Source organism: Streptomyces sp. NPDC037083 (assembly GCF_055606485.1).
In genome coordinates, this window is sequence record NZ_JBVJSQ010000018.1 from 18,132 (window position 1) to 39,800 (window position 21,669).

22 protein-coding genes and 2 pseudogenes are annotated in these 21,669 nt (G+C 69.6%); 9 read left to right on the top strand and 15 right to left on the bottom strand.

Annotated features, from left to right (window positions below):
• Positions 1-250 precede the first annotated feature (250 nt).
• Complete coding sequence (locus tag ACZ7DE_RS36330; protein WP_470768671.1) at positions 251-1,435, bottom strand: PucR family transcriptional regulator; 1,185 nt, start codon at positions 1,433-1,435, stop codon at positions 251-253.
• Between the two features lie 149 nt (positions 1,436-1,584).
• On the opposite strand from ACZ7DE_RS36330, the gene ACZ7DE_RS36335 reads away from it, so the two are divergent.
• Positions 1,585-3,108 carry a long-chain-fatty-acid--CoA ligase gene (locus ACZ7DE_RS36335; RefSeq protein ID WP_470768672.1) on the top strand — a complete coding sequence of 508 codons (1,524 nt, stop codon included), beginning with the start codon at positions 1,585-1,587 and terminating at the stop codon, positions 3,106-3,108.
• A gap of 40 nt (positions 3,109-3,148) precedes the next feature.
• Here the strand turns inward: ACZ7DE_RS36335 and ACZ7DE_RS36340 are convergent, their stop codons facing one another.
• From ACZ7DE_RS36340 to ACZ7DE_RS36350, 3 genes are all read right to left on the bottom strand, one after another.
• The gene (locus tag ACZ7DE_RS36340; RefSeq protein WP_470768673.1) at positions 3,149-3,427 is read right to left on the bottom strand and encodes a hypothetical protein; all 279 of its coding nucleotides are present in this window, start codon (positions 3,425-3,427) and stop codon (positions 3,149-3,151) included.
• Between the two features lie 212 nt (positions 3,428-3,639).
• A protein-coding gene (locus ACZ7DE_RS36345) for an IS5 family transposase (protein WP_470768760.1) occupies positions 3,640-4,439 on the bottom strand; the annotation gives its coding sequence in 2 pieces (ribosomal slippage) (positions 3,640-4,101 and positions 4,104-4,439; 798 coding nt in all).
• Positions 4,440-4,856: 417 nt separating this feature from the next.
• The gene (locus ACZ7DE_RS36350; protein WP_470768674.1) at positions 4,857-5,495 is read right to left on the bottom strand and encodes a TetR/AcrR family transcriptional regulator; all 639 of its coding nucleotides are present in this window, start codon (positions 5,493-5,495) and stop codon (positions 4,857-4,859) included.
• A 144-nt stretch (positions 5,496-5,639) separates the two neighbouring features.
• Between ACZ7DE_RS36350 and ACZ7DE_RS36355 the strand changes: the two genes are divergently transcribed.
• The 3 genes from ACZ7DE_RS36355 to ACZ7DE_RS36365 are packed head-to-tail and all read left to right on the top strand — an operon-like array spanning position 5,640 to position 9,031.
• A complete protein-coding gene (locus ACZ7DE_RS36355; RefSeq protein ID WP_470768675.1) occupies positions 5,640-7,931 on the top strand; it encodes an MMPL family transporter in 2,292 nt (763 codons plus the stop codon).
• A complete protein-coding gene (locus ACZ7DE_RS36360; protein ID WP_470768676.1) occupies positions 7,928-8,614 on the top strand; it encodes an LmeA family phospholipid-binding protein in 687 nt (228 codons plus the stop codon). The genes ACZ7DE_RS36355 and ACZ7DE_RS36360 overlap by 4 nt, the downstream gene beginning before the upstream one ends.
• A gap of 39 nt (positions 8,615-8,653) precedes the next feature.
• Complete coding sequence (locus tag ACZ7DE_RS36365; RefSeq protein WP_470768677.1) at positions 8,654-9,031, top strand: hypothetical protein; 378 nt, start codon at positions 8,654-8,656, stop codon at positions 9,029-9,031.
• Here ACZ7DE_RS36365 and ACZ7DE_RS36370 read toward each other — a convergent pair.
• Together ACZ7DE_RS36370 and ACZ7DE_RS36375 are read right to left on the bottom strand one after the other, a co-directional pair.
• Positions 9,028-9,362: pseudogene (locus tag ACZ7DE_RS36370) on the bottom strand (transposase); the annotation flags it as partial. The gene ACZ7DE_RS36365 and the pseudogene ACZ7DE_RS36370 sit on opposite strands and share 4 nt — an antisense overlap.
• Before the next feature lie 108 nt (positions 9,363-9,470).
• Entirely contained in the window at positions 9,471-9,695 is a 225-nt protein-coding gene (locus ACZ7DE_RS36375) for a hypothetical protein (protein WP_470768678.1), read from the bottom strand.
• A 780-nt stretch (positions 9,696-10,475) separates the two neighbouring features.
• On the opposite strand from ACZ7DE_RS36375, the gene ACZ7DE_RS36380 reads away from it, so the two are divergent.
• On the top strand, positions 10,476-10,919 hold the full coding sequence (locus ACZ7DE_RS36380) for a DoxX family protein (protein WP_470768679.1): 444 nt from the start codon (positions 10,476-10,478) through the stop codon (positions 10,917-10,919).
• A 206-nt stretch (positions 10,920-11,125) separates the two neighbouring features.
• Here ACZ7DE_RS36380 and ACZ7DE_RS36385 read toward each other — a convergent pair whose 3' ends face one another.
• The 3 genes from ACZ7DE_RS36385 to ACZ7DE_RS36395 all read right to left on the bottom strand — a co-directional run bounded on the left by ACZ7DE_RS36385 (position 11,126) and on the right by ACZ7DE_RS36395 (position 12,686).
• Positions 11,126-11,557, bottom strand: coding sequence for a hypothetical protein (locus ACZ7DE_RS36385; RefSeq protein ID WP_470768680.1), 432 nt, complete (start codon positions 11,555-11,557; stop codon positions 11,126-11,128).
• Positions 11,558-11,982: 425 nt separating this feature from the next.
• A complete protein-coding gene (locus ACZ7DE_RS36390) occupies positions 11,983-12,333 on the bottom strand; it encodes a transposase (RefSeq protein WP_470768681.1) in 351 nt (116 codons plus the stop codon).
• A gap of 65 nt (positions 12,334-12,398) precedes the next feature.
• A complete protein-coding gene (locus tag ACZ7DE_RS36395; RefSeq protein ID WP_470768682.1) occupies positions 12,399-12,686 on the bottom strand; it encodes a hypothetical protein in 288 nt (95 codons plus the stop codon).
• Between the two features lie 6 nt (positions 12,687-12,692).
• Here ACZ7DE_RS36395 and ACZ7DE_RS36400 point away from each other — a divergent pair, with 6 nt between their 5' ends.
• Positions 12,693-13,007 (top strand): transposase, encoded by a 315-nt coding sequence (locus ACZ7DE_RS36400; protein WP_470768683.1) that lies wholly within the window; start codon positions 12,693-12,695, stop codon positions 13,005-13,007.
• A 348-nt stretch (positions 13,008-13,355) separates the two neighbouring features.
• Positions 13,356-15,116: a S8 family peptidase gene (locus ACZ7DE_RS36405; RefSeq protein WP_470768684.1), complete on the top strand. Its 1,761-nt coding sequence runs from the start codon at positions 13,356-13,358 to the stop codon at positions 15,114-15,116.
• On the opposite strand, the gene ACZ7DE_RS36410 is transcribed toward ACZ7DE_RS36405, so the two are convergent.
• The 3 genes from ACZ7DE_RS36410 to ACZ7DE_RS36420 all read right to left on the bottom strand — a co-directional run bounded on the left by ACZ7DE_RS36410 (position 15,113) and on the right by ACZ7DE_RS36420 (position 17,522).
• Positions 15,113-15,535, bottom strand: a complete 423-nt coding sequence (locus tag ACZ7DE_RS36410) for a hypothetical protein (protein WP_470768685.1) — start codon at positions 15,533-15,535, stop codon at positions 15,113-15,115. The two genes, ACZ7DE_RS36405 and ACZ7DE_RS36410, sit on opposite strands and share 4 nt — an antisense overlap.
• A 149-nt stretch (positions 15,536-15,684) precedes the next feature.
• Complete coding sequence (locus ACZ7DE_RS36415) at positions 15,685-16,569, bottom strand: aldo/keto reductase (protein ID WP_470768686.1); 885 nt, start codon at positions 16,567-16,569, stop codon at positions 15,685-15,687.
• A gap of 14 nt (positions 16,570-16,583) precedes the next feature.
• Complete coding sequence (locus ACZ7DE_RS36420) at positions 16,584-17,522, bottom strand: NAD-dependent epimerase/dehydratase family protein (protein ID WP_470768687.1); 939 nt, start codon at positions 17,520-17,522, stop codon at positions 16,584-16,586.
• 70 nt (positions 17,523-17,592) lie between these two features.
• Here ACZ7DE_RS36420 and ACZ7DE_RS36425 point away from each other — a divergent pair, with 70 nt between their 5' ends.
• Complete coding sequence (locus ACZ7DE_RS36425) at positions 17,593-18,495, top strand: LysR family transcriptional regulator (protein ID WP_470768688.1); 903 nt, start codon at positions 17,593-17,595, stop codon at positions 18,493-18,495.
• Between the two features lie 198 nt (positions 18,496-18,693).
• Here the strand turns inward: ACZ7DE_RS36425 and ACZ7DE_RS36430 are convergent, their stop codons facing one another.
• The 3 genes and pseudogenes from ACZ7DE_RS36430 to ACZ7DE_RS36440 form a co-directional block, all read right to left on the bottom strand.
• Complete coding sequence (locus ACZ7DE_RS36430; protein WP_470768689.1) at positions 18,694-19,008, bottom strand: DUF6980 family protein; 315 nt, start codon at positions 19,006-19,008, stop codon at positions 18,694-18,696.
• A gap of 111 nt (positions 19,009-19,119) precedes the next feature.
• Positions 19,120-19,512 (bottom strand): annotated as a pseudogene (locus tag ACZ7DE_RS36435) (transposase); the annotation flags it as partial.
• Positions 19,513-19,521: 9 nt separating this feature from the next.
• Positions 19,522-20,568, bottom strand: coding sequence for a GlxA family transcriptional regulator (locus ACZ7DE_RS36440; RefSeq protein WP_470768690.1), 1,047 nt, complete (start codon positions 20,566-20,568; stop codon positions 19,522-19,524).
• Positions 20,569-20,710: 142 nt separating this feature from the next.
• Here ACZ7DE_RS36440 and ACZ7DE_RS36445 point away from each other — a divergent pair, with 142 nt between their 5' ends.
• On the top strand, positions 20,711-21,541 hold the full coding sequence (locus tag ACZ7DE_RS36445) for a dienelactone hydrolase family protein (protein WP_470768691.1): 831 nt from the start codon (positions 20,711-20,713) through the stop codon (positions 21,539-21,541).
• Positions 21,542-21,669: the final 128 nt, after the last annotated feature.

Consider the following 21,669-nt stretch of genomic DNA (forward strand, 5'->3'; position numbering starts at 1 on the left):
CGAGTGGTGCAGGCGCTGCCCGTCCCCAGCGACGTGCTGGGTGAACGCCTCCGGGCCGGGCCGGCTCGCCTGGTCGTACGCGGACAGCACGCGCTCGATCCGATCCCACCGGGTCGACCTCGCGGACCCCCGACCGGCCCTCGGTCGGGGCGAGGATGACGGCGGAGCTGGTCTTCACGTCAACCAGGTGCGCGACCTGGCCTACGACCGTCAAGAGATAGCCGGCACAGGGCGCCAGTACGCAGTCGAGTTACCAGATGACGTCACTGAATGAAGCGCTCGCCCGGCGTACCGCCAGGAGCGCGACGCGGATGTCCGCCGCCGCCCGTGGATCGGACAGCGAGCGAGCCGTGAGTTCCTCGACGCGCCGCAGCCGGTAGCGGACGGTGTTGGGGTGGACGAACAGGCTGCGCGCCGCGTCGGTGGCGGATCCTGCGGCGGCGTACCAGTGCTCCACGGTCTCCAAGAGCCGGGCACGTTCCGCGGCCGGGAGGTCGAGCAGGGGCTGGAGAACCACTTCCACCAGGTGCGCCGCCTCGGCCGGGGCCGCGGCGACGACCATGGCCAGTGGGTTGTCGTCGAACCGTGCCACGCCGGGACCGGTGCCCGGGAGACTGGCCAGGGCAAGTCGGGCGAAGCGCAGAGCCTGGGGGGTGTCGCGCAGCGAGTGGAAGCACGGGCTGATGCCTACGCGGGCTCCGGCGCGGCGCAGGATGCGCAGGCAGGTGCTTTCCGCCGTCGCCGTGGGCAGGGCGGCCACACCGATCTGCTGGTCGGGCAGTAGCCGCCAGGCGAAGTGGACCTGTGCCTGACGGAGCGCCGCATCCCTCCCCGCGAGCGGCTCCTCGCCGGGAGCGTCCGCGGCCGCCGCAGCGACCACGTAGGGTCCGCGGTCCGGCAGGCCCAGCTCGCGGGCGGCCTCCCACAGCGTGCTGTCGGCGATGACGCCGGTGAACAGTGCCTCCACCAGTGCCGAGCGACGGGCCTGACGCCGGGAGGTCAGCTCGGCGGTCGTCTCCCGGTAGGCCGCCGCCACGGCCTCCGCGTAGCGTCCGAACAGGGCCCAGATCTCCGCGGACTGGGACACCAGTTGGGCGTCGGTGACCTCGGGATGGGTGCGCGCCTCGGTGAGGACCTCCGTCCACAGGAGCTCGAAGCCGATCCGGTACGCGTGCAGGGTGTCCGCCAGCGGCACGCCCTGCTCGGCACGCAGGCGGCCGGTCTCCCGGGCCGGGCTCGGGTCATGCGCGCCCGCGCGGCCGAGCTGGTCCAGGAGCAGGTCCGCGTTGGCCGTGCACGAGCGGCGCAGCGAGTCGAAGGCGATCAGCGACTCGTCGCTGTAGGCATCGACGTCCGAGCGGATGCGCTGCGCCATCCGCTCGCCCAGTTCCGGCAGCCTCGCATGAAGCGCGTAGACGACCCCTGAGAGGTTCATTCCCGCAGCGTAACGGCCCTGTTTTGTCCTCGGCAACAATCCGGGAGGAGAGACGCTGTCTTACCGCACATGGGCCATCGCCACGGATATCTGCACGATGTCGTCAGCGTGAACAGCGGATTTCGACGGCGACGTTCGTGGAGGCGGTCATGGCCAATCTGGCTCAGTTCCTGGTGGAGACGGCACGGCGGCAGCCGGAGCGCCCCGCGCTGCGACTGGGGGGCCAGGTCACCAGCTACGCGGAACTCGACGAGCGCAGCGCCCGCGCCAGCGCGCTGCTGCGGGCCGAGGGCGTACGGCCGGGAGACCGGGTCGCGCTGATGCTGCCCAACGTTCCCGAGTTCGTCGTTCTGTACTACGGCGTGCTGCGCGCCGGAGCGGTCGTGGTACCGATGAACCCGCTGCTGAAGACCCGGGAGACCGAGTACCACCTGCGCGACTCGGGCGCGGAGATGCTCTTCGAGTGGCACCAGGCGCCGGGCGAGGGCGCGCAGGGTGCGGCCGCCGCCGGAGTGCGGCACATGGCCGTCGAACCCGTAGCCTTCGCGGGCCTGCTGGCCGGTCACGAACCGTTGCCGGAGGTGAGCGAGCCGGACGCCGAGGACGTGGCCGTGCTGCTGTACACCTCAGGTACCACCGGCCGACCCAAGGGCGCCACGCTCACCCACGCCGGTCTGCGGCACAACACCGAGGTCAACACGGTTCATGTGCAGCAGATGACGGCGGAGGACGTGGTGGTGGGCTGTCTGCCGCTGTTCCACATCTTCGGCCAGATCTGCACGATGAGCGTGACCGTCCGTGCAGGCGCCTCGCTCACTCTGATCCCCCGCTTCGACCCGCAGACCGTGCTGGACGCCATCGCCCGCGACGGGGCGACGATTTTCGAGGGCGTACCGACCATGTACGCCGCACTGCTCCAGCACCCGTCGCAGGCAGACGTGTCCACGCTGCGGATGTGCGTCTCCGGCGGAGCCTCGCTGCCGGTGGAGATCCTGCACGGCTTCGAGCGGCGCTTCGGGTGCATGGTGCTGGAGGGCTTCGGCATGTCCGAGACCAGTCCGGTCGTCACCTTCAACCACCCCGGCCGGCCGCGTAAGGCCGGATCCATCGGCACCCCGATCAAGGACGTTCAGGTGCGGCTCCTGGACGACAAGGGCCAGGACGTGGCTCCCGGCGAGATCGGCGAACTGGCCGTCCGCGGGCCTAACGTGATGAAGGGGTACTGGAACCGCCCGGAGGAGACGGCGGCCACCATCACGGACGGCTGGCTGCGCAGCGGCGACCTCGCACGCCAGGACGAGGACGGCTACCTCTACATCGTCGACCGCAAGAAGGACATGATCATCCGCGGCGGCTACAACGTCTACCCGCGTGAGATCGAGGAGGTGCTCCACGAGCACCCCGCCGTTGCCCTGGCCGCGGTGGTGGGCGTGGCCGACACGCATCTGGGCGAGGAGATCGCGGCTGCGGTGGTGCTGCGTCCGAAGGCGCAGGTCACGCCCGCCGAGCTCCAGGAGTTCGTCAAGGAGCGGGTGGCGGCGTACAAGTACCCACGCCAGGTGTGGCTCGTGGACACACTGCCGACCGGCCCCAGCGGCAAGATCCTCAAAAGGGAGATCACCGCGCCGACGCACCGAACGGGCTCCGTCGCGTTGACCGACCCGGTGGGGTGATCTTCTGGTTGATCGAGGCGGGAGGGCGCCGCGCCCGCCCTCAAGGAGGCCGGTCGTGGCTCTTGGCGTCCGCGACCGGCCTACGGGCGTGCCCAGTGGGGATGTCCGCTGGTGTCCTGCGCCAGAGATCCGTCGGCAAGCGGGCGAGAGAGTCGAGGATCTCTTCGGCTGACTCGGTCCAGATGAACGGCTTGGGATCTTCGTTCCAGTCTTTGACCCAAGCGCGGATGTCGGCTTCCGGGGCCTGGATGTTCTTGTGTGGGCCGCGGCGGATCAGCCGGTGGGCCAGGTCGCCGAACCGCCGCTCGACCTGGTTCATCCAGGAGCAGCCGGTCGAGGTGAAGTGCAGTTCGAAACGTGGGTGTTTGGCCAGCCAGGCCTTGATCGCCAGTGTTTTGTGCGGCAGTGGATTTCTCCGGGAGCCTCGGCGGGTCAGCGCACGGTGGTGGCATCGCCGACCTCACAGCCCAACTTCTCGAACACGCCCTTCCGGCACGGAGACATCTCGCAGCCAGATCTTTAGAAGTCATCTCATTTGGCGAGTCTGCGGTAGCAGATGAGTGTGCACGCGATGCTGGCGAATGCCAGGAAGTGGGCGGCCTTGCGTTCATAGCGGCGATGGAGTCGGCGGCATCCCGCGAGCCAGGCCATGGTGCGTTCGATGGTCCAACGATGGCGTCCCAGCCGCTTGGAGGACTCCATGCCTTTGCGTGCGATGCGGTGCCGGATACCGCGCTGGCGTAACCATCGACGCAGGTGGTCATAGTCGTAGCCCTTGTCGCCATGGAGCTTGGCGGGCCGTCGCCGACGAGGCCCGCGGCGCGAGCGGATGGGCGGGATACCGCGTACGAGCGGTTCGAGGGCCTGGCTGTCGTGCAGGTTCGCTCCGGAGATTCCGACAGAGAGGGGCAGTCCGGTCCGCTCGGTGATCAAGTGGATCTTCGAGCCGTACTTGCCCCGGTCCACAGGATTCGGACCTGTCAGTTCCCCCTTTTCAGGGCCCGCATGTTCACCGAGTCGATCGCACAGCGGGACCAGTCCAGTTCACCTCGGGAGCCGAGTTCATCGAGGACCAGGCGATGGAGCTTCGCCCACACCCGGGCCTTCGACCACTCGGCGAAGCGCCGGTGGGCCGTCGCTCCCGACGGCCCGAACGAGGCGGCCGGCAGCTGCTGCCACGTGCAGCCCGACGTCGCCACGAACACGATCGCAGCCAGCACTTCCCGGTCACCATGTCGGCGCCGGCCGCCCCCCTGAGGCCGGACCGGAGCCTCCGGTACCACTCTCTGGAACAGCTCCCACAGCTCGTCCGGCACCAGCCGCTCAACGATTCCCACGCTGACAGGCTATCGAACCCACCAAATGAGATGACTTCTTAATCGCGGGCGTAGCCCCCTGTCACCAGGCAGGGGGCTCCGACTCGCATCCCGGCTCGGTGCGCCTCATCAGGCGTCGAGCCAGCGTGCCAGTCCATCTGCAGGACCGGATGCTCCGGCCCGGGCTGCATGTGGCCGCGACCTTGCCGCAGTTGGCCGGATCGTGGAGCACCAGCTGGTCTGGGAGCCGACGCGTCAGCAAGCCCCTCGGGCATCGTCGTGCCGGCAGACGGCCGGGCTGCGTACTGCTCGAGCGCCTGGGGGCCGGGGCTGAAAGTGCGCTGCCGATGGTGAGGGTGGTGTCGTACAGCCGGCGCAGGAAGGCGTCGGTCGTGTGGCGCAGGCGCGCTGCACGGTCCTTCTGGAGGGACTTCAGGCGCCCGGCAAGGCCTCCGGCCGATCGGTGACCGCGAGCAGGGCGTGCACGCTGGTCTCCATGGCACGAGCAGCGGACTCGATGTCGAGTCCGCTGCTGCGCCAGTGGTACCAGGCGCCCCAAGTGGTCACGGCGTCCAGCCCGTTGAGCAGGTCGGCTCTGCCTTCCTCCCGGAGCCGCGCGAGTTCCTGGGCGAAGACCTCCTCCAGTCGGCTCCGAGCGAAGGCGAGCACCTGCCGGGTGGCTTCGTCGACGCGCTGCGACGGATGTTCCAGGCGCAACATGGTCAGCCGGGTCGGGGTGATCCACTCCAGGATCCGTGCGCGCTGCTCGACGAGCGCCGTCACGCGTCCCGCCCGTGGGCCGTCCACCGGGAGTGGCCGGATCTGCGCGGCCAGCTGGTCCAGCCGCCGGGCGATGGCAGTGTCCGCGAGCTGGGACATGTCGGCGAAGTGGTGGAAGACCAGGCGCCGGGACACTCCCGCGCGCTCGGCGACCCGGTCCGCGGGGAAGTGTGATTCCCCTTCGTCGAGCAGGGACAGCATCGCGTCGGCGATCTTCTCGCGGGTCTGCCGTCCACGCTCCGTACGGCCGTCGGGGACGCGGTCGGGCGCGTGTCGGGTCGGCTGCTTCACCTCGGTCCTCCCAGAGTCTCGTTGACATTCTTGCACTCCTGATGCAACTGTTCCATTGCACGCTCAGTGCAATAAGTTCCATGGGAGGGCGGCCGGTCGACATCCCGTCGGGCGCCCCCTGCCGTACGGGAGGACGACTTCCTGATGTTCCTGTCCGTCGGGCGCTGGTGTGCCCGCAGACCCAAGAGGACCCTGGCAGCCTGGCTGCTGTTGCTCACCGTGTCCGCCGTCGCCGTAGCGGTCTTCGGCAAGGTCACCACCGAGGCCGTCACCATCCCCGGCAGCGACAGCCAGGCCGCACGCGACGCCGGGACGGCGTTCCACGACTCGGCGTCGGGACGGCAGCCCCTCGTCCTGTACGCGCCGCCGGGCACCGCGGGCCTGACCGACCCGGAGACGAAGCGGGCGGTCGAGGCGGCGGCGCGGGCCATCGGGAAGGTGCCCCACGTCGTGGCCGTCACCACCCCCTACGACCCAGCAGGCAGGAGTGCACTGAGCGCGGACGGTCACACCGGCTACCTGGCGGTCGAACTCGACCTCAGCGGACGGGACATCGCCGCCCGCACCACCCGGAGCATCGTGGACGCGGCCGCCCCCGCCACCGGGGCCGGACTCGAGATCACGGCAGGCGGCGACCTGGCTGCCGCTGCGGACAAGGGCTCGACCGGCCACAGCGAGATCATCGGCCTTGCGGCCGCGTTCGTCGTCCTCGCCGTGGGATTCGGCAGCCTGGTCGCGGCCGGGGTCCCGCTGCTCAACGGGGCCCTCGGCCTCGCCGTCTCGCTGTCCGCGATCGGCATCGTCGGCCATCTGATGGACATGCCGTCCTCGGGCACCACCATCGCCGCCATGATCGGCCTCGGAGTGGGCATCGACTACACCCTGTTCTGCCTGACCCGCTTCCGTGAACTGCGGGCGGCCGGAGTGGGTGTCGAGGACGCGGCGGCGCGCACCATGGCCGGATCGGGCAAGGCCGTGGCCTTCGCGGGGTGCGCCGTCATCACCGCGCTGGCGGGTCTGGCGCTGGGCGGACTGCCTCTGCTGCACGCGCTGGCCCTCGCACCGGCAATCGCCGTCCTTGTCGCCATGGCGCTCACGCTCACGCTGCTGCCGGCCCTGCTTTCCCTGCTGGGGAAGTGGCTCACCCCGAGGGTCCGCCCGCAGGAGGCGTCACCGGGGCAAGCGGAGGCCGCGCCGGGAGGCCCGCGAGGCTGGGGCCGGGCGGCGGAGTTCGTCGCCGCCCGGCCGTGGCGCTGTCTGCTGGCCGGCCTCCTCCTCACCGGCGTACTGGCCCTGCCGGCCTCCCAGTTGACGTTCGGCCAGCTCGACGCCGGCGACAAGGCCGCCGGAACGTCGAGCCGCACCGCATACGACCGGCTGGCGGACGCCTTCGGCCCGGGCGTCAACGGCCCACTCCAGGTCACCGGTGAGCTGTCCCGTCCGGCCGCCGGCCCGGGCGACGGCCGCATCACGGCGATCTCCGACGCGCTACGTGCGACGCACGGCGTGGCCTCCGTGGCTCCGGCACAGCTCAGCAGCGACGGCCGACAGGTGCGGTGGCAGGTCACCCCCACCACGGCGCCCGGGGATCCGACGACCGCCACGCTCGTACGCGACCTGCGCAAGGACGTGCTGCCGCGCGCCACTGCCGGCACCGACCAGGTGACGCACGTAGGCGGTGCGACAGCGGCCCAGGACGACCTCAACGAGCGCCTCGCCCGTCGGATGCCGGTGATCGTCGGCTTCGTGCTCGCCGTCGCAGCGCTGCTGTTGCTGCTCGCTTTCCGCTCGCCGGTTATCGCGGTGAAGGCCGCACTGATGAACCTCGTCTCGGTCGCCGCCGCGTACGGCGTGCTGACCGCGGTCTTCCCGTGGGGCTGGGGCGCGGACCTGATCGCGCTCGAGGGTCCGGTGCCGATCCCCGGTTACGTGCCGCTGCTGATGTTCGCCGTGCTGTTCGGCCTGTCGATGGACTACGAGGTGTTTCTGCTCAGCGCCGTCCGGGCCGCGTACCTGCGCGGCGGTGACAACCGGCAGGCCGTGATCAGCGGTCTCACCGGCACGGGTCGGATCATCACCTCCGCGGCACTGATCATGGTCAGTGTCTTCCTCAGCTACCTGCTGTCCGACGACCCGGTGGTGAAGATGTTCGGGCTGGGTCTGGCCACGGCCGTCGCGCTGGACGCGACCGTCGTCCGCGGCATCCTCGTGCCGTCCACGATGGTCCTGCTCGGCCGGGCGAACTGGTGGCTGCCCGCGTGGCTGGACCGGCTGCTGCCGCACCTGGACGTCGAGGACGACGGTCAGGACCAGGTGCAGCCCGGTACCGACACCGACGGCACCGACCGCACCGACCGCACCCACGAGGCGGACGGTACGGACGGGCCCGACGCGTCGGGCAGCGCTCCCCTCACCGCCACCCGGAGGTCTTCGTGAGCCGCCACCTCGCCCGGGCCCGCAAACGTCTGCTCTGGGCCACGGTGACGATGGGGGCGCTGATCACCCTCCTGCCCGCTGCCGACCGGTTCGCCGCCGTGTCCGCCGAGCACGGGCTGGCCGACCGCATCGCCGGGCGGCATTCCGCGGTAGTGGGCACTCCCCAGGTGAGCATCGACGCCTTCCCGTTCTTGCTGAGCGCGGCCGAGGGGAGCTTCTCCCGGGTGGCCGTGCGGGCGGACGCCGTCACCGGGGAGGGTCGGCCCGTGCAGGCCTCGGTGGAGCTGAACGATGTGTCGGAGCAAGCCGGTTCGTACCGCGCCGCGTCGGCGGACGCCCGGTTCACCGCGCCCTTCGGCTCGTTCGGCGCCGGGCTCGGCCCGGACACGTCATTGTCCGACGACGGCCACGGCAGGCTTCGCATCGAGCGACAGGTCTTCGGTCTGGCGCTGACCGTCACGGCGGAGCTGCGGCTGTCCGGCCGCACGGTCAAAGCAGTGCCGGTGGCGGCGTCGTTCGCGGGGCGTCCCGTGGACCCGGCCGACCCGCGTATCCACGGTGCGTTCGCCGGGCGGGACCGGACCCTCCCGAAGCTGCCCGCAGGCCTCGAACCAGCGGACGTCTCGGTGACCGCCGCGGGCGTGGTACTGCACGCCCGCGGCGACGACATAAGGCTCACCTAGGCACTGTCTCTCAGATCCGTCCGTGAGATCGTCGTGCTCATGATCGAGGCCTGGGTGATCGATGACGACAGCACCCTCCCTGCGTCGTCCGAGAGCGTGCCGGAGTCCCTTCGGACAAGGATCGACAGCGGGCAGCTTGAGACGTGGCTGACCAGTTCGTCCGGACGTTCGTTGGCCTTCTTGACGAATACCGAGCGCGCGATGGTGATGCTCCTCGAGGAAGAGGGCGATCCCGGCGAGCATGCCGTGGACCCGGAAGCCGAGGGATCGAGCGACGGGTTCGTCCTCTCCAACGGCCGGCATGACGCGTACCCGGACGAAGACACCGTCCCCATCGGTGAGGCGTTCAGGCTCGTAAAACACATCGTCAGCACGGGATACTGGCCTGCAGACGCGTGCTGGGTGGTCGATCGCTGAGGCTGTCGCCGGATCCAGATGAGGATGGCGGCGAGGTGGAGTGCGGCCTGGTAGGCGATGGCGAGCTTGGCCGTTCGCATAGCCAGGCCGCGCCACTGCCTGAGTCGGTTGATGCACCGTTCGACGGCGTTGCACTGCTTGTATGCCTCGGCGTCGAAGGCCGGCGGGCGGCCTCTGGCACAGCCTCGCCGCAGACGGTGGGCGACCTGGTCGGGACGGCTGGGGGGGGGATGACAGCGCGGATCCCGCGTAGGTGGAGGTGACTTCGGATCGCGCGTGACGAATACGCGCGGTCCGCCGGGACTGCTCGGCCGCTGGCCCTCCGCGTCACCGCGGGCCAGGCGGGCGATGCCCCGGCCTCTGAGACCGTCATGGCGTCCCAGCCGCTCGTCAACTCCGCGTCGTGCTCTTACAAGGTCACCAGCCCGAGCGCGTGGCATCAGTCCTTGGCGCGATGCAGTCGTATCTGCCGATTGACGAAGAGATGCACGAAACCGCAACGCAGACAGATCAACCCCGTGGCGGTCTCATCCGCCCAGGCCAAATTGAACAACTCCCCGCCAGTGCTGTTGAGCTTCACCCCCCGTTCACGGAAGAGATCACTCTCACAGACCTGACACTTGATCCACATCTCGCCCAGTGAGGCCCGCACTGCTTTGGCCATTGCATCCCCCTTGCCATGCCCAGCACTGTGGCTGGGCCCTCTAGTCCCGTCGGTCCTGCTCGGCTTGCGTTTGATCTTCATCGTGCAACCCGCCGTGCGGAAGGGCATTTGAGCAAGAACTGAGCACGAGTGCCCAACGCGGATGCCCTGCCTCTCGGCCCGCAGGGCCGCCTCAGCGACTCCGGTCTCTCGGTGGGAAGCCGGTCCGCGGTGTACTGGGACGCCGCGGGGATGCTGAGTCCCAACAGCTCGCAGATCATCCAGGCGTCGCCAGCCGCGGCGGTGCCTGGACCGCGTCGACGACGCGGTCCGGACACGGTCACCTCTCCCTCTGCGTCACCGGCGGCGAACACACATGGTCGCCGGCTTGACGCTGGCCTGGCCAAAGGACGAAGCGTCCCGGGCCCGAGGGCAACAGGACCGAGGCAGGCTCTTCCGTATCACTCGGCCACGGCATACACCCTGCCCTTACGACTCAACGTGTGATGGCCGGCCCGCATAGCGGGCCGGCCACGCCCACGCCCACGCCCACGCCCACGCCCACGGGATGGAGGCACGCATGCCTCCTCCTCAGTCAGCGGGACGAGGGCAGCGTTGGAAGGGCCGCCGTAGGAATTCCTCAGGCGGGCGCGGAAGGCGTCCTCGTTCCGGGAGGCCTCGAAGACCCAGTAGGCGCGGGAGATGGATGTCTTGGAGCGATGATTTCTGTGGTGACGGCCGGTCTATCCCTGCGACTGCAGCACTTACCGCTCATCACCCCGCGCAGCACAGGAGAACCACATGTCCGAGACCACCGCCCCCGTCACCTCCGGCGCTTCCTCCCCCGCCTCCGCCGCCCGCGGGCGCCGCGCCCGGATCGCCCTGCGCACCATGCAGGTACTGCTGGCCCTCTTCTATGGCATCGCCAGCGCCCTGCCCAAGCTGATCGCGAACTCCTACGCCGTCGACTCCTTCGAGCGGATCGGCTGGGGCAGCACCGGCATGTACGTCATCGGTGCCCTCGAACTCGCGGGCGGTGTAGCCCTGTTGATTCCGGTGCTGCAATCAGTGGCCGCCGTCGCGCTGAGCGCGCTGATGGTCGGCGCGTTCGTCGTCCAGATGACCGTCTTCGGCGGCGAGAACGCGGCGACCCCGCTGATCCTCATCGTGCCGCTCGTCCTGATCGCCTGGACCCGCCGCGGCTCCACCAAGGATCTGCTGAACCTGGTACGACGACGAGTGTGAGCACCCCCACGGGAGAGGTGGCGTCCGGCCCGGCCGGACGCCACATGCCCGAGTCAGCGTCCACCCGGTCGTGGCGCTCCGCCACCACCCGTCAGCCCGAGCAGACGTTCCAGTCCCCGGCGGTCGCGTTTGGCCGAGCGGCCCCTACCGCGGTCGCGCAGTTCGATGGCTCAACTGCGCCCGACGGGAGGGGCCTCACCGATGCGTCAGGCCTTGCCGCGCTGGCCGCCCTGGGTGAAGTCGCAGTCGTGTCCGGCGCTGAGAACACCAGCGCCGGTGTTGACGTATCCCTCACTCATGCTGCCGCAGGCCCTCACCCACACGTCCGCACCCTCGGGGATGTTCCAGGGGGTCCGGGTGTCCGTGGTGTTGCATCCGGAGGTGTTGTGGATCGTCCGGAAGTGCCAGCCCTGTCCCGACTTGTACCACGTCAGCTGAGCCCAGACGGTGCCACCGTCGCACTGGTTGTCGTGGATCAGGAACTTGTCGCCGTCGGCCACGAAGTACGCGTAACCGTCTCCGTTGCTCGCGTCCGATACCGGCGAGTTCGTACCCGCACTGGCGGATGTCGCGGTGGCGATGACCATGCATGCCGCTGCCGCGGCGACCGTCGTGAGGCGACGCGATACTGCTTTCATCTCTGTGTTTCCCCCTGGAAGACATCAACGACAGGCTGCGCGGCGAGCACCGTTGTCGGTGTACCGCGCAGCGCGTCCGGTGTGCGCGTACGTTCTCACACAGATCGATCATGATCAAGTACGTTTTCTCGGACTGTTGTGCCCTTTTGACGTCTCGTCAGGGCCGCTGACCGTACCTCCTTGCCATGCGGTGGCCTCCCCCGCCACTGGGGCCATGGCGGTCGATGGCCCTGCTTGCACTGCCTCACGAGGTTGTGGTCGAGACGTTGGAGGGGGCGCTTCACGACCGCTCGCACGAAGGCGACGCGGCAGACGTCTTGGTCGGCAGGGCGTTGCACGACAGAGCTCGGGAGTTCGCCGAGCACTTGTGCTTGCAGGTCCGAACGCGGGCGCTGCTGGGCAGTCCTTTGCTCGGAGTTACGGGCTTACGCCATGGACATACCGCCCCGCGCTTCGGCTGTCTCAGCGCTGAGGGGCTTGCGCTTGTGGAGTCGCTGGCGGCGCGTGCCGAGGCGGATCCGAAGGACGTGGACGGTCGAGCCTGATGGCCTTGACGAAACTCCCGGTGTTGCCTGATTTTCGGCTTGGACAAGGTGGTCGCGGTCGCGGAAGACGACGTTGGCAGTAGTGCTGCGCCGGAGCAACAACCAGATGCCCTCGACCGGATTGATGTCGGATGCATAGCTGGGCAGCTGGACGATGGTGAGCCAGTCGTGCTCTGCCGCGTGCTCACGTAGTCGACTGCAGCGATGAACATTCAGGTTGTCCCAGATCACCGCGCGGGGACCGCCGAGCACGCGAGGGCGATTCCCGCAGATTCATCACGGCCCGATATGCGCGATCAGCCGAGACCACGATGGGCGGCCCACAACGCCGCGGCACGGCCGGCAGCGTCGGAGACCAGGGCCGCCAGTTCGGGTTTGTCCGGAACAGGGAACGATACGTATGCGCCCCGACCACCACCGACTGGTCTGCCATAAGCCTTCACAGCAAGGTGACCGTCCGGGAGAAGCCGGACATTGAGTGTGGTCAGCGTGAACGCTTCACCGCGTCGAGTGTCCGTCCAGCGAAGCGCCTGCGGGATCGTCACATTGATCGCCAGAGCACTTACTTCCAGGTCACTGCTCATGGAGAGATGATCGCACGCGAGTCACCGCAGGCGGCCGCCACCGCCAGGGACTGGGCGCTCAGACCGGCGATGGTGACACCACGGCACCGCAAGTTCATGAAGAACGCCCCGGACTGGTACGGGGAGATGCACGAGCGCCAGCGCAAGACACACTCCTCACGCCGTATCCGTGTCAAGCACGGCATCGCGCATTTGAAGAACTCGCGGGCCCTGGCCCGCCACCCCGGCCGCCGCCAGCATATGAGCGACGCCATCAAAGCAATCGCCGGCTTGCTGTCCCACCAGCAGACCGTCGACCTGAAGCCGACACGGCAGACGTGAACCGGGGCCACACCGAAGTTCGCGACCTCTCACCGCCTACCGTGCACGAGCTCGTCAGCCCCCGTCCCAAACCTTCAATCAGAAGACACGACACCAGCTCAGAGTAGCCAGCACCCTGAAGATCAATGCTCCGTCACACCGGCCCCCGATGCCCGGAGTACGTTTCTTTTCAGCCATGCCCCTCATAACATCCCGGCACAGAAAGGTACTTCCGCACAGGGGCACGCGTCTGACATCTTGCGTCCACCACTCGTTTCATACGGCTTGGCCGGTGTTTCCAGCACGGCTTGGCCGTCTCCGGAGGACGCATTGATACCCCACATATCCAGACGCCCTAGACGCACGCTGGTGCTGGCGGCCACGCTCGGCGCCGCCCTCGCGTTCGGCGCCCCGGGCGCCCTCGCGGGCACGCTCCCCGTCGTCCCCTCCACCGCGCCGGCCGCCAAGGCCCACGCTCCGGCCGCCGCGCCGGCTTCCCAGAGTGCGACCTGGGTGGCCGGCACGCGTGCCTACCTCGTGATCACCGCCCCCGGTGACAGTTCGGCGATCCGCTCCGCGATCGCGGCCAACGGCGGCACCGTCTTCTCGAACTTCGACGCCATCGGCGTGATCGTCGCCCACTCGGCGTCCAGCGGATTCGCCACGACCATGCGGGGCGTCGCCGGAGTGCAGCAGGTCGGCGCCACGCGCACCTCGGACGTCCCGGCCGACGCCTACAACCCGGCGCTCCCGGCCAATCCGGCTCAGGCCTCGACCCCGGCCGGAGAACCGGTCCGGGCCGACATGAGCCAGATCAAGGCCGACCAGGCCTGGGCCGTGAACCCGGGCTCCGCCTCCGTCAAGGTCGGCATCCTGGACACCGGTGTGGACGACCAGCACCAGGACCTGGCGCCCAACTTCGACGCGGCCGACTCGGTCTCCTGCGCCTACGGCAAGCCCGACACCCGTGCCGGCGCCTGGCGGGACGTCGACACGCACGGCACCCACGTGGCGGGCACCATCGCAGCGGCCAAGAACGGCAAGGGCGTCGTCGGCGTGGCTCCCGGGGTGAAGATCGCCGCGGTCCGGGTCGCCGAGCCGGGCAACTCCTTCTTCTTCGCCGAGAACACCATCTGCGGCTTCGTCTGGGCCGGTGACCACGGCTTCAAGGTCACCAATAACAGCTACTACACGGACCCGTGGCAGTTCAACTGCCCGGACAACATCGACCAGGCCGCCATCATCGAGGGCGTCAAGCGCGCCCAGGAGTACGCCGAGGGCAAGGGCTCCCTCCAGATCGCCGCCGCGGGCAACGAGAACTACGACCTCGCCCACAAGACGACCGACTCCGCGAGCCCGAACGACTCGACACCGGTCACCCGCACCATCACCAACGCCTGCCTCGACATCCCGACCGAGCTGCCGGGCGTGGTCACGGTCGCGGCCAACGGCACCGGCGTCACCAAGGCCTCGTTCTCCAACTACGGGCAGGGCGTCATCGACGTCGCGGCGCCCGGCAGCAACGTGTACTCCACCGTCCCCGGCGGCGGCTACGGCAGCAAGAGCGGTACCTCGATGGCCACCCCGCACGTGGTCGGCGTGGCGGCGCTCATCGCCAGCGCCAACCCGGGCATCACCCCGGCGCAGATCCGCGACAAGCTGGCCGCCCAGGCCAACGACATTGCCTGCCCCTCGGACAGCCGCTGCACGGGCACGACGGCCAACAACTCGTTCTTCGGCGAAGGACAGGTCGACGCCCTCAAGGCCGTCGGGAGCACCCCGCCGCCCGGCAAGTACTTCGAGAACCTCGCGGACTTCGCCATCAACGACAACGCGACCGTGGAGAGCCCGATCGCCGTCACCGGCGTGACCGGCAACGCCCCGGCCACCCTCAAGGTGGGTGTGGACATCAAGCACACCTACATCGGTGACCTGAAGGTCGACCTGGTGGCGCCGGACGGCACCGTCTACACGCTGCACAACCACGCCGGCGGCAGCGCCGACAACATTGCCCAGACCTTCACCGTGAATGCCTCCTCGGAGGTCGCGAACGGCACCTGGAAGCTGCGCGTCAACGACAACGCCGCCTCCGACACGGGCAAGATCGACGCCTGGAACCTGACCTTCTAGCGCAGCGCCCGGCAACACCCGGGTACAGCAGGCACTGCGCCGGCGACAGCTCCCCGCCCGCGGCCGCGGACAAGGCGGGCTGCGGTCTGTTCGGCCAGGGCTGCGAACTGCTCGGCGGCGAAGGGCATATGGGCCTCGGCGGCGGTGTACGCCGCGGTCGGGGCCACCATGCCGAACGCGCCCAGGGCGGCCGCGGACGGTCTGGGGCCGGTGTCCCGCTCACTGCGCGCCTCCCTGAAGAGCTGCAGGGCCGTGTCCGCGCGGCCCTGCGGCGCAGCGGTGTCGCGGTTGGGCGCGCCGGCCCAGAGGAGTACCCGTCGACCCGAGGGGCGGGCCGCCGTCTCGGCCCGGACCGCGAAGGCGGCCGCCGTCTCAACCTCGGCTTTCCTGACCGCAAGTTGCGAACAGACTCGGGCCACCAGCGGTCCAGGCGACTCCAGCAGGTCTGACCGGAGCCGAACCCCAGCTCCAGCGGCAGGAGTTGCCAGACGGTGCAGGCTGGTCCGACACCTGACCGGCCCGACTGCTCGGCTCCTGCCGGGGGTCGGCAAGCGACCCGTGACCTGGCTCAGCCCGGCAGAACATCCTCAAGTTCCATCAGCTCCTGGGTGTTCAGCGCAATCTCCACGGCCCTGGCGGAGTCGGTGATGGACGCCGGGCGGCTGGCTCCCGGTACCGGGATCACTGCCGGGGAGCGGGCGAGCAGCCAGGCCAGGGCGATCTGCTGTGGGCTGACGCCGCGTTCGGCGGCGATGCGGTGGAACGCTGTGTCGATGGGGCTGGGGCCGGAGGGGCCATCGAGGGAACTGCGGGAGATTCCGCCGAGTGGGCTCCAGGGCAGGAAGGCCAGCCCCAGCTGTTCACTCAGCTGCAGCTCGGGCTCGCTGTCGCGGACGGCGGGCGAGTACTGGTTCTGCACGGAGACGAGCTTGTCGCCGAGGATCTGATGTGCCTGGCGGATCTGGGCGGTGGTGACGTTGGAGATGCCCGCAGCGCGGATGGTGCCGGCGTCGAGCAGCTCGCGCAGCGCGCCGACGGATTCCGCCCAGGGCACGGTCGGGTCCGGCTTGTGCAGCTGGTACAGGCCGATCGCGTCGACGCCCAGACGCTTGGCGGAGGCTTCCGCCGCTTGCTTGAGGTGGGCCGGGGTGGCGGTGACGGTCCAGCTGCCGTCGCCGGGGCGGCCGCGTCCACCCTTGGTAGCCACCAGGACATGGGAGGTGTCGCCGCTGTAGCGGGCCAGGGCACGGGCGATCAGCAGCTCGTTGTGGCCCGCCTCGCCGGCGTGCCAGTGGTAGCTGTCGGCGGTGTCGATCAGGGTGACACCGGCGTCCAGGGCAGCGTGGACGGTGGCGATGGCGCGCGTCTCGTCCGGGCGGTGCTCGATGGACAGCGGCATGGCACCCAGCCCGATGGCGCTGACGGCAGTGTGCGCGATGGTGCGGTAGTCCATGGTGGCCTTGGTCCTCAAGCGGTGGGGGCAGCGGATATGGCGAGGGCTTCTGCGACGGCGCCGGGCAGCCAGTCGGTGGTGCGGGAGAAGGGGAAGCCCAGCGCCCTGGCGCGGTCGTTGCTCATGGCGTAGTGGCGGTCGAAGGAGAACGGCGACGCCTCGACGCCCGCCGGGACTGTCCGGTAGACGGCCTCCCGGCCGGCCTGCGCGGCGATGATCGCGGCGAAGTCGTGCACATCGAGCCGGCCGTCGGAGCAGGCGTTGACCGGGCCGGTGAAGTCGGCTGCGGTCGCCCACAGCAGCAGCTTCGCCAGTTCCCCGTAATGGATGAAGACCGTGGGCAGCGCGTTCGCATGCACAGTGATCTCTTCGCCCTGGGTGATGCGCTCGACGTAGTGCGCCAGCCTGCCGGTGAACTCCTGCGCGCCGCCGCCGAGCACATGGGCGCTGCGCACAGTGGCGAAGGCAAAGCTGCGGGCGTGGGCGAAGACGGCCTCGGCCTGCCGCTTGCCCTCGGCGTAGTGCGCCTCCAGGTAGGCGTCGTCGTGCCAGGGCAGGTCCATGGCCACCTGCCAGGTGGCCGGGTCCACGCTCTCCTCCGGTACCGGCGTCCCTGGGGGCACGACCGGCAGCGCGGCGGTCGCGGGGTCGTAGACCTCGATCGTGGAGGTCATGACGTAGCGCCGGGTGCGGCCGGCAAAGGCGCGGGCGGCGAGAGCGGCTTGTACCGGGGTGTAGCAGACCTGGTCCACCACGACGTCGAAGGTTCGGGCGTCGAGCGCGGCCGTCAGGGCGGCCTCGTCATTGCGGTCGACGACCAGGTGATCGACGCCGGCAGGCGGCGGGGTGGAGCCGCGGTTGATCACAGTGACCTGGTGGCCTGCCACCTGCAGGCTCTGTACCAGGAGCTTTCCGAAGTACCGGCTTCCGCCGATGACGCAGATCCTTTGCATGCCCCCATCCTGGAGTCCTATTGTCATCAGCAGAAGTCCTGTCTTAGTGGATCGGTATTAAGGAAAACTGTTGATCGATGTGCAGCGGCTCCGCGTGCTGCGGGCAGTGGCGGAGCACGGCAGCTTCAACCAGGCGGCCGTGGCTCTGCGCCTCACTCCCTCGGCCGTTTCCCAGCAGGTGGCTGCCCTCGAACACAGCCTCGGTGCCAAGGTCTTCGCGCGCAGCACCCGAGGCGTCACCCTCACACCGGCCGGCCGCATCATGGTCGGCGCCGCCGAATCCGTCGCTGCGGAGCTCGCACACGCCCAACAGCAGGTCGCGGAGCTCAGCACTGGCCGCACCCAGCTCACCATCGCCACCTTCACCAGCGGCGGCAGGCTCCTGCTGCCCACCGCTCTCACCCAGCTCATGGCCGTCCATCCCCGCACCGTGCTCCACGTCAGGGAGGGCGAACCCGAGGACACCCTTCCACTCGTCCGGCAGGGCGCCGTGGACCTTGCCCTCGCCTACCACTTCGACGGCCCGCTCCCCGTCGGACCGGCTCCCAGCTCCAGCCTGGAGTGGACGCCGCTCCTGGAAGACCCCCTGCACGTCGTCCTACCGGCAGGCCACCGACTCGCCCACCACGATGCGCTCGACCTCGCCGAACTGGCCGCCGAACCCTGGGTGCTCGGCTGCCTGAAGACCGAGGCATACCTGCGCCGCTACGCCGAGCACGCCGGCTTCGATCCAGAAATCCGCGGGACCACCACCGACTACTTCTTCGCCCGCTCACTCGTCGCCGCAGGCATGGGAATCTCCCTGATCCCCTCCATCGCACTCGCCCCCGAGATCCCGGGGCTGAGCACCGTCCCGATCAAATCGCCGGGCCCGATCCGGCACATCGGCGTCGCCACGATCAGCGGCCGCGACCGGCCCCGCGTCACGACGCTCATTCGCGCCCTCCGCGAGCAGTCTCGGATTGGCCGATGACCAGCGGGTGTTGAACAGCACGTCGGTGTTGAGGACCGGGCGTTGATCGTCATCCACATCAGGGGCGGGCGAGGCGGAGAGGCACTTGGACGGGCCTACGTCGCAACCTTCTGGTGGGGCGACTACATCAGTCCCTGATGGAGTTAAAACGACAAGCCAAAGGCGTGTTTCAGAAGTGGTTCGAGGCTGCTGGTTCGATTACTCCTGGTGCAGAGAGGCGAGCCAGCGGTGATCCTGGAACTCGACAGGCACCTCGTCCTCCCAAGGATCGATCCCGCGGCGCTCCAGCTCGTCAAACCATCGGTCGCGCTGCGACTCTGGGAGGCGTCGTCCGCACCAGGGGCAGAAGTCGATCGTGATACTCGACGTGCCGCCGTCATGAATGATCAGCCCGTACTCCTGGAACTTGGCAGAGAAGTCAACCAGAGCGTCAGGACAGGTGAAGGGGCCATCGTGCTGGTCGCAGCCCACGTTCACGCGGCTGGTCATCGCCTCGCAACAGTGATTGGTCATGACCTCGGCTTCTCATTGATCGGCATCGCAACCAGAAGTAGATCACGGTCATTCAGCCGGCGGACGCGTCCGAGGAGAGGTAGCCGTCCTTGCGGCGCCAGATGATCGGGGTCAGGTGCGGTTCGGGAGGCTGTGGACCCTGTCGATCGCGTGGGTGACGACATCGGTCCAGGGCCATCGGGCGGTGAAGCGCAGCCAGTCGCGGCGTCCGGTGTTCACGGGTTGGACGTCGGCGGAGACCTGACGCAGACGAAGCTTCTTCCGTTCCCCGCGGCGGGTTTGGCTGGTCAAGGCAAGCATCGGCATCCAGGCGAGGAGGTCGAGCGCGAGGGAAACGATCTCCAGCCAGATCCGGTTCCGGGCGGTGTCGTGCAGGGGCAGGTTGCGCAGGCCAGTGTCGCGGGCGCCTCGGATGCGGTCCACACAGCGGGCCCGACGGCGAGGGCGCAGTGCGAGGTCGGCGAGCTGGCCGCCCTTTGTGTTGGTCGCGAAACAGGTCGGCCGGAGTGACACCTAGACTCCGCCGTCCTGGGCGGAAGCCCGGCCCGTGCGGCGGAAGGCGTCCCGGTAGGTGCTCGGGCGGTGGCCGGTGTGGCGCGCGAAGAGGGCGGCGAAGGTGCCGGCGTCCTGGTAGCCGACGGCCGCGGCGACAGCGGCGACGGTGCGGTCGGTGGTCTCCAGCAGATGGCGGGCACGGCGGACGCGAGAGGCCTGCAGATGGGCCAGCGGACTGCGTCCGGTCTCTTCGGCGAAGCGGCGCAGCAGCGTGCGGGTACTGACCCGGAAGGCGTCAGCGAGGGCGCTGAGGTCGTACCGCTCGGCGAGGTTCTGGTCGAGCCGCCGCATGACCCGCTGGGAGAACTCCTGGCCGGGCTGCGGGAGGAGTCGCGGGTCGACGTACGGGGTCTGGGACGTCCGTGCGTCGTCGACGAGCGCCAACCGTGCGGTGGTGCGGGCCACCCGGGCGCCGTTGTGTCGGCGGATCAGGTCCAGCGCGAAGTCGTACATGGCGCTGAAGGCGGCCGTGGTCGTCACCCCCGTGTCGGTGACGACCAGGTGCTCTGGCCGCACATCGGCGCCCGGGCACCGCCTGGCCAGTTCGCCGGCGTGCAGCCAGGACGTGGTGGCCCGGCGCCGGTCGAGGAGCCCGGCCTCGGCCAGGAGGAACGCGCCGACGCAGAGGGACACGACGGCGGTGCCGGCGGCGGCCTGCGCGCGGATCGCCGCGATCTCGGGGGCGAGCCGGGCGAGCCGCGCGTCGAGGTCCGTGTCAGGGTGCAGTTCAAAGCCGGGGACCACGAGGACGTCGACCTCGCGTACGGAACACACACCCAGGATTGCGCCGCCCGAGGCGGTGACTCGGCGGCGGGGCGAGACGACCGACACCCGGTAGCCGGGCGCAGACGGTCCGGCGACATGCCCAGCCATCGTCAACAGGTCGGGGATGCCGAACACTTCGGACGCGAAGCAGTCCGGGTACGCCAGGATCCCGACCCGCAGCGCACCCGGTCCGGCGCCCGTAGCCGCACCATCGTCCGCCTGCCGCGTCGCCTCCGCCATCGCTCTCGTATCCCCTCTGGTGCCCCCGGCCCCGGGTCTCCGACCGGGTACCGTCCGGCTCCCTCGCGTGTGGCGAGATTACCCCTGGTCTTGGCGATCCCGCCCCTCACCCGGCTGCCGGGCACGGGCCCAGGCTGATCCCATGAGCGACGACGATCCGATCACCGACTTCACCCGCCGGAGCGTGGCCGTGGAGGGGGTGGAGAAGACGGTGTACGTGGCCGGGGCCGGCCCCGCGGTCGTGGTGCTGCCCGAGATGCCGGGCATCAGTCCCGACGTCCTGCGGCTCGCGCGCTGGGTGCGGGACGCGGGCTTCACCGTCCATGTGCCCTCCCTGTTCGGGACGGACGGCGTCTTCCCCACGGTCGAGGGCGGCCGGGAAGTCGTCCGCCGCGCCTGTGTCAGCGCTGAGTTCCGCGCCTTCGCCGGGGGCGGCACCAGCCCGGTGACGGTCTGGCTGCGCGGCTTGGCTCGCCAGGCCCACACAGTGTGCGGCGGGCCGGGGGTGGGCGCGATCGGCCTGTGCTTCACCGGCAACTTCGCCCTCACCATGGCCCTGGAGCCGGCAGTCATCGCCCCGGTGGTCAACCACCCGTCGCTGCCTCTCGACGACCCCGGCGGACTCGAACTCGACGCGGCGGACGCGCGCGCGTTGCGCGACCGGCTCGACCGTGACGGACTCACCGTCCTCGCCTACCGCTTCGAGGGCGACCGCTGGTGCACGGGGCAGCGCTTCGCCGCCTACCGCGCGCTGCTCGGCGACGCATTCGACGGACGCGTCCTCCCGGACAGCGCCGCCAATCCGGCCCCGCCGCCCTTCTTCGGCGCCCTGGTCGGCACCCCGCACAGCGTCGTCACCGCCCATCTCGTCGACGAGGCCGGCCACCCCACGGTCCGGGCCCGCGACGAGATCCTCGCCTTCCTCACCGACCGCCTGCACCCGCACGGGAACCGACCGCTGCCCACCACCTGACCGGGCCCTGCTCCGCCGGGCACCCGTCGAGGACGCCGGAGAGCCGTGTCCGGTCGGCAGTGGGCGCAGGGAGCACCGGATCTGTAGCCCGGTTTCTGATGGGTCACCGTCAACCGGGCACCCAGCGA

Bases quoted from the DNA above. Each gene is read 5' to 3' on its own strand.
- ACZ7DE_RS36330 (WP_470768671.1), bottom strand. From the start codon at position 1,435: ATGAACCTCTCAGGGGTCGTCTACGCGCTTCATGCGAGGCTGCCGGAA.
- ACZ7DE_RS36335 (WP_470768672.1), top strand. From the start codon at position 1,585: ATGGCCAATCTGGCTCAGTTCCTGGTGGAGACGGCACGGCGGCAGCCG.
- ACZ7DE_RS36340 (WP_470768673.1), bottom strand. From the start codon at position 3,427: ATGAACCAGGTCGAGCGGCGGTTCGGCGACCTGGCCCACCGGCTGATC.
- ACZ7DE_RS36355 (WP_470768675.1), top strand. From the start codon at position 5,640: ATGTTCCTGTCCGTCGGGCGCTGGTGTGCCCGCAGACCCAAGAGGACC.
- ACZ7DE_RS36365 (WP_470768677.1), top strand. From the start codon at position 8,654: ATGATCGAGGCCTGGGTGATCGATGACGACAGCACCCTCCCTGCGTCG.
- ACZ7DE_RS36375 (WP_470768678.1), bottom strand. From the start codon at position 9,695: ATGGCCAAAGCAGTGCGGGCCTCACTGGGCGAGATGTGGATCAAGTGT.
- ACZ7DE_RS36380 (WP_470768679.1), top strand. From the start codon at position 10,476: ATGTCCGAGACCACCGCCCCCGTCACCTCCGGCGCTTCCTCCCCCGCC.
- ACZ7DE_RS36385 (WP_470768680.1), bottom strand. From the start codon at position 11,557: ATGAAAGCAGTATCGCGTCGCCTCACGACGGTCGCCGCGGCAGCGGCA.
- ACZ7DE_RS36395 (WP_470768682.1), bottom strand. From the start codon at position 12,686: ATGAGCAGTGACCTGGAAGTAAGTGCTCTGGCGATCAATGTGACGATC.
- ACZ7DE_RS36400 (WP_470768683.1), top strand. From the start codon at position 12,693: ATGATCGCACGCGAGTCACCGCAGGCGGCCGCCACCGCCAGGGACTGG.
- ACZ7DE_RS36415 (WP_470768686.1), bottom strand. From the start codon at position 16,569: ATGGACTACCGCACCATCGCGCACACTGCCGTCAGCGCCATCGGGCTG.
- ACZ7DE_RS36420 (WP_470768687.1), bottom strand. From the start codon at position 17,522: ATGCAAAGGATCTGCGTCATCGGCGGAAGCCGGTACTTCGGAAAGCTC.
- ACZ7DE_RS36430 (WP_470768689.1), bottom strand. From the start codon at position 19,008: ATGACCAATCACTGTTGCGAGGCGATGACCAGCCGCGTGAACGTGGGC.
- ACZ7DE_RS36440 (WP_470768690.1), bottom strand. From the start codon at position 20,568: ATGGCGGAGGCGACGCGGCAGGCGGACGATGGTGCGGCTACGGGCGCC.
- ACZ7DE_RS36445 (WP_470768691.1), top strand. From the start codon at position 20,711: ATGAGCGACGACGATCCGATCACCGACTTCACCCGCCGGAGCGTGGCC.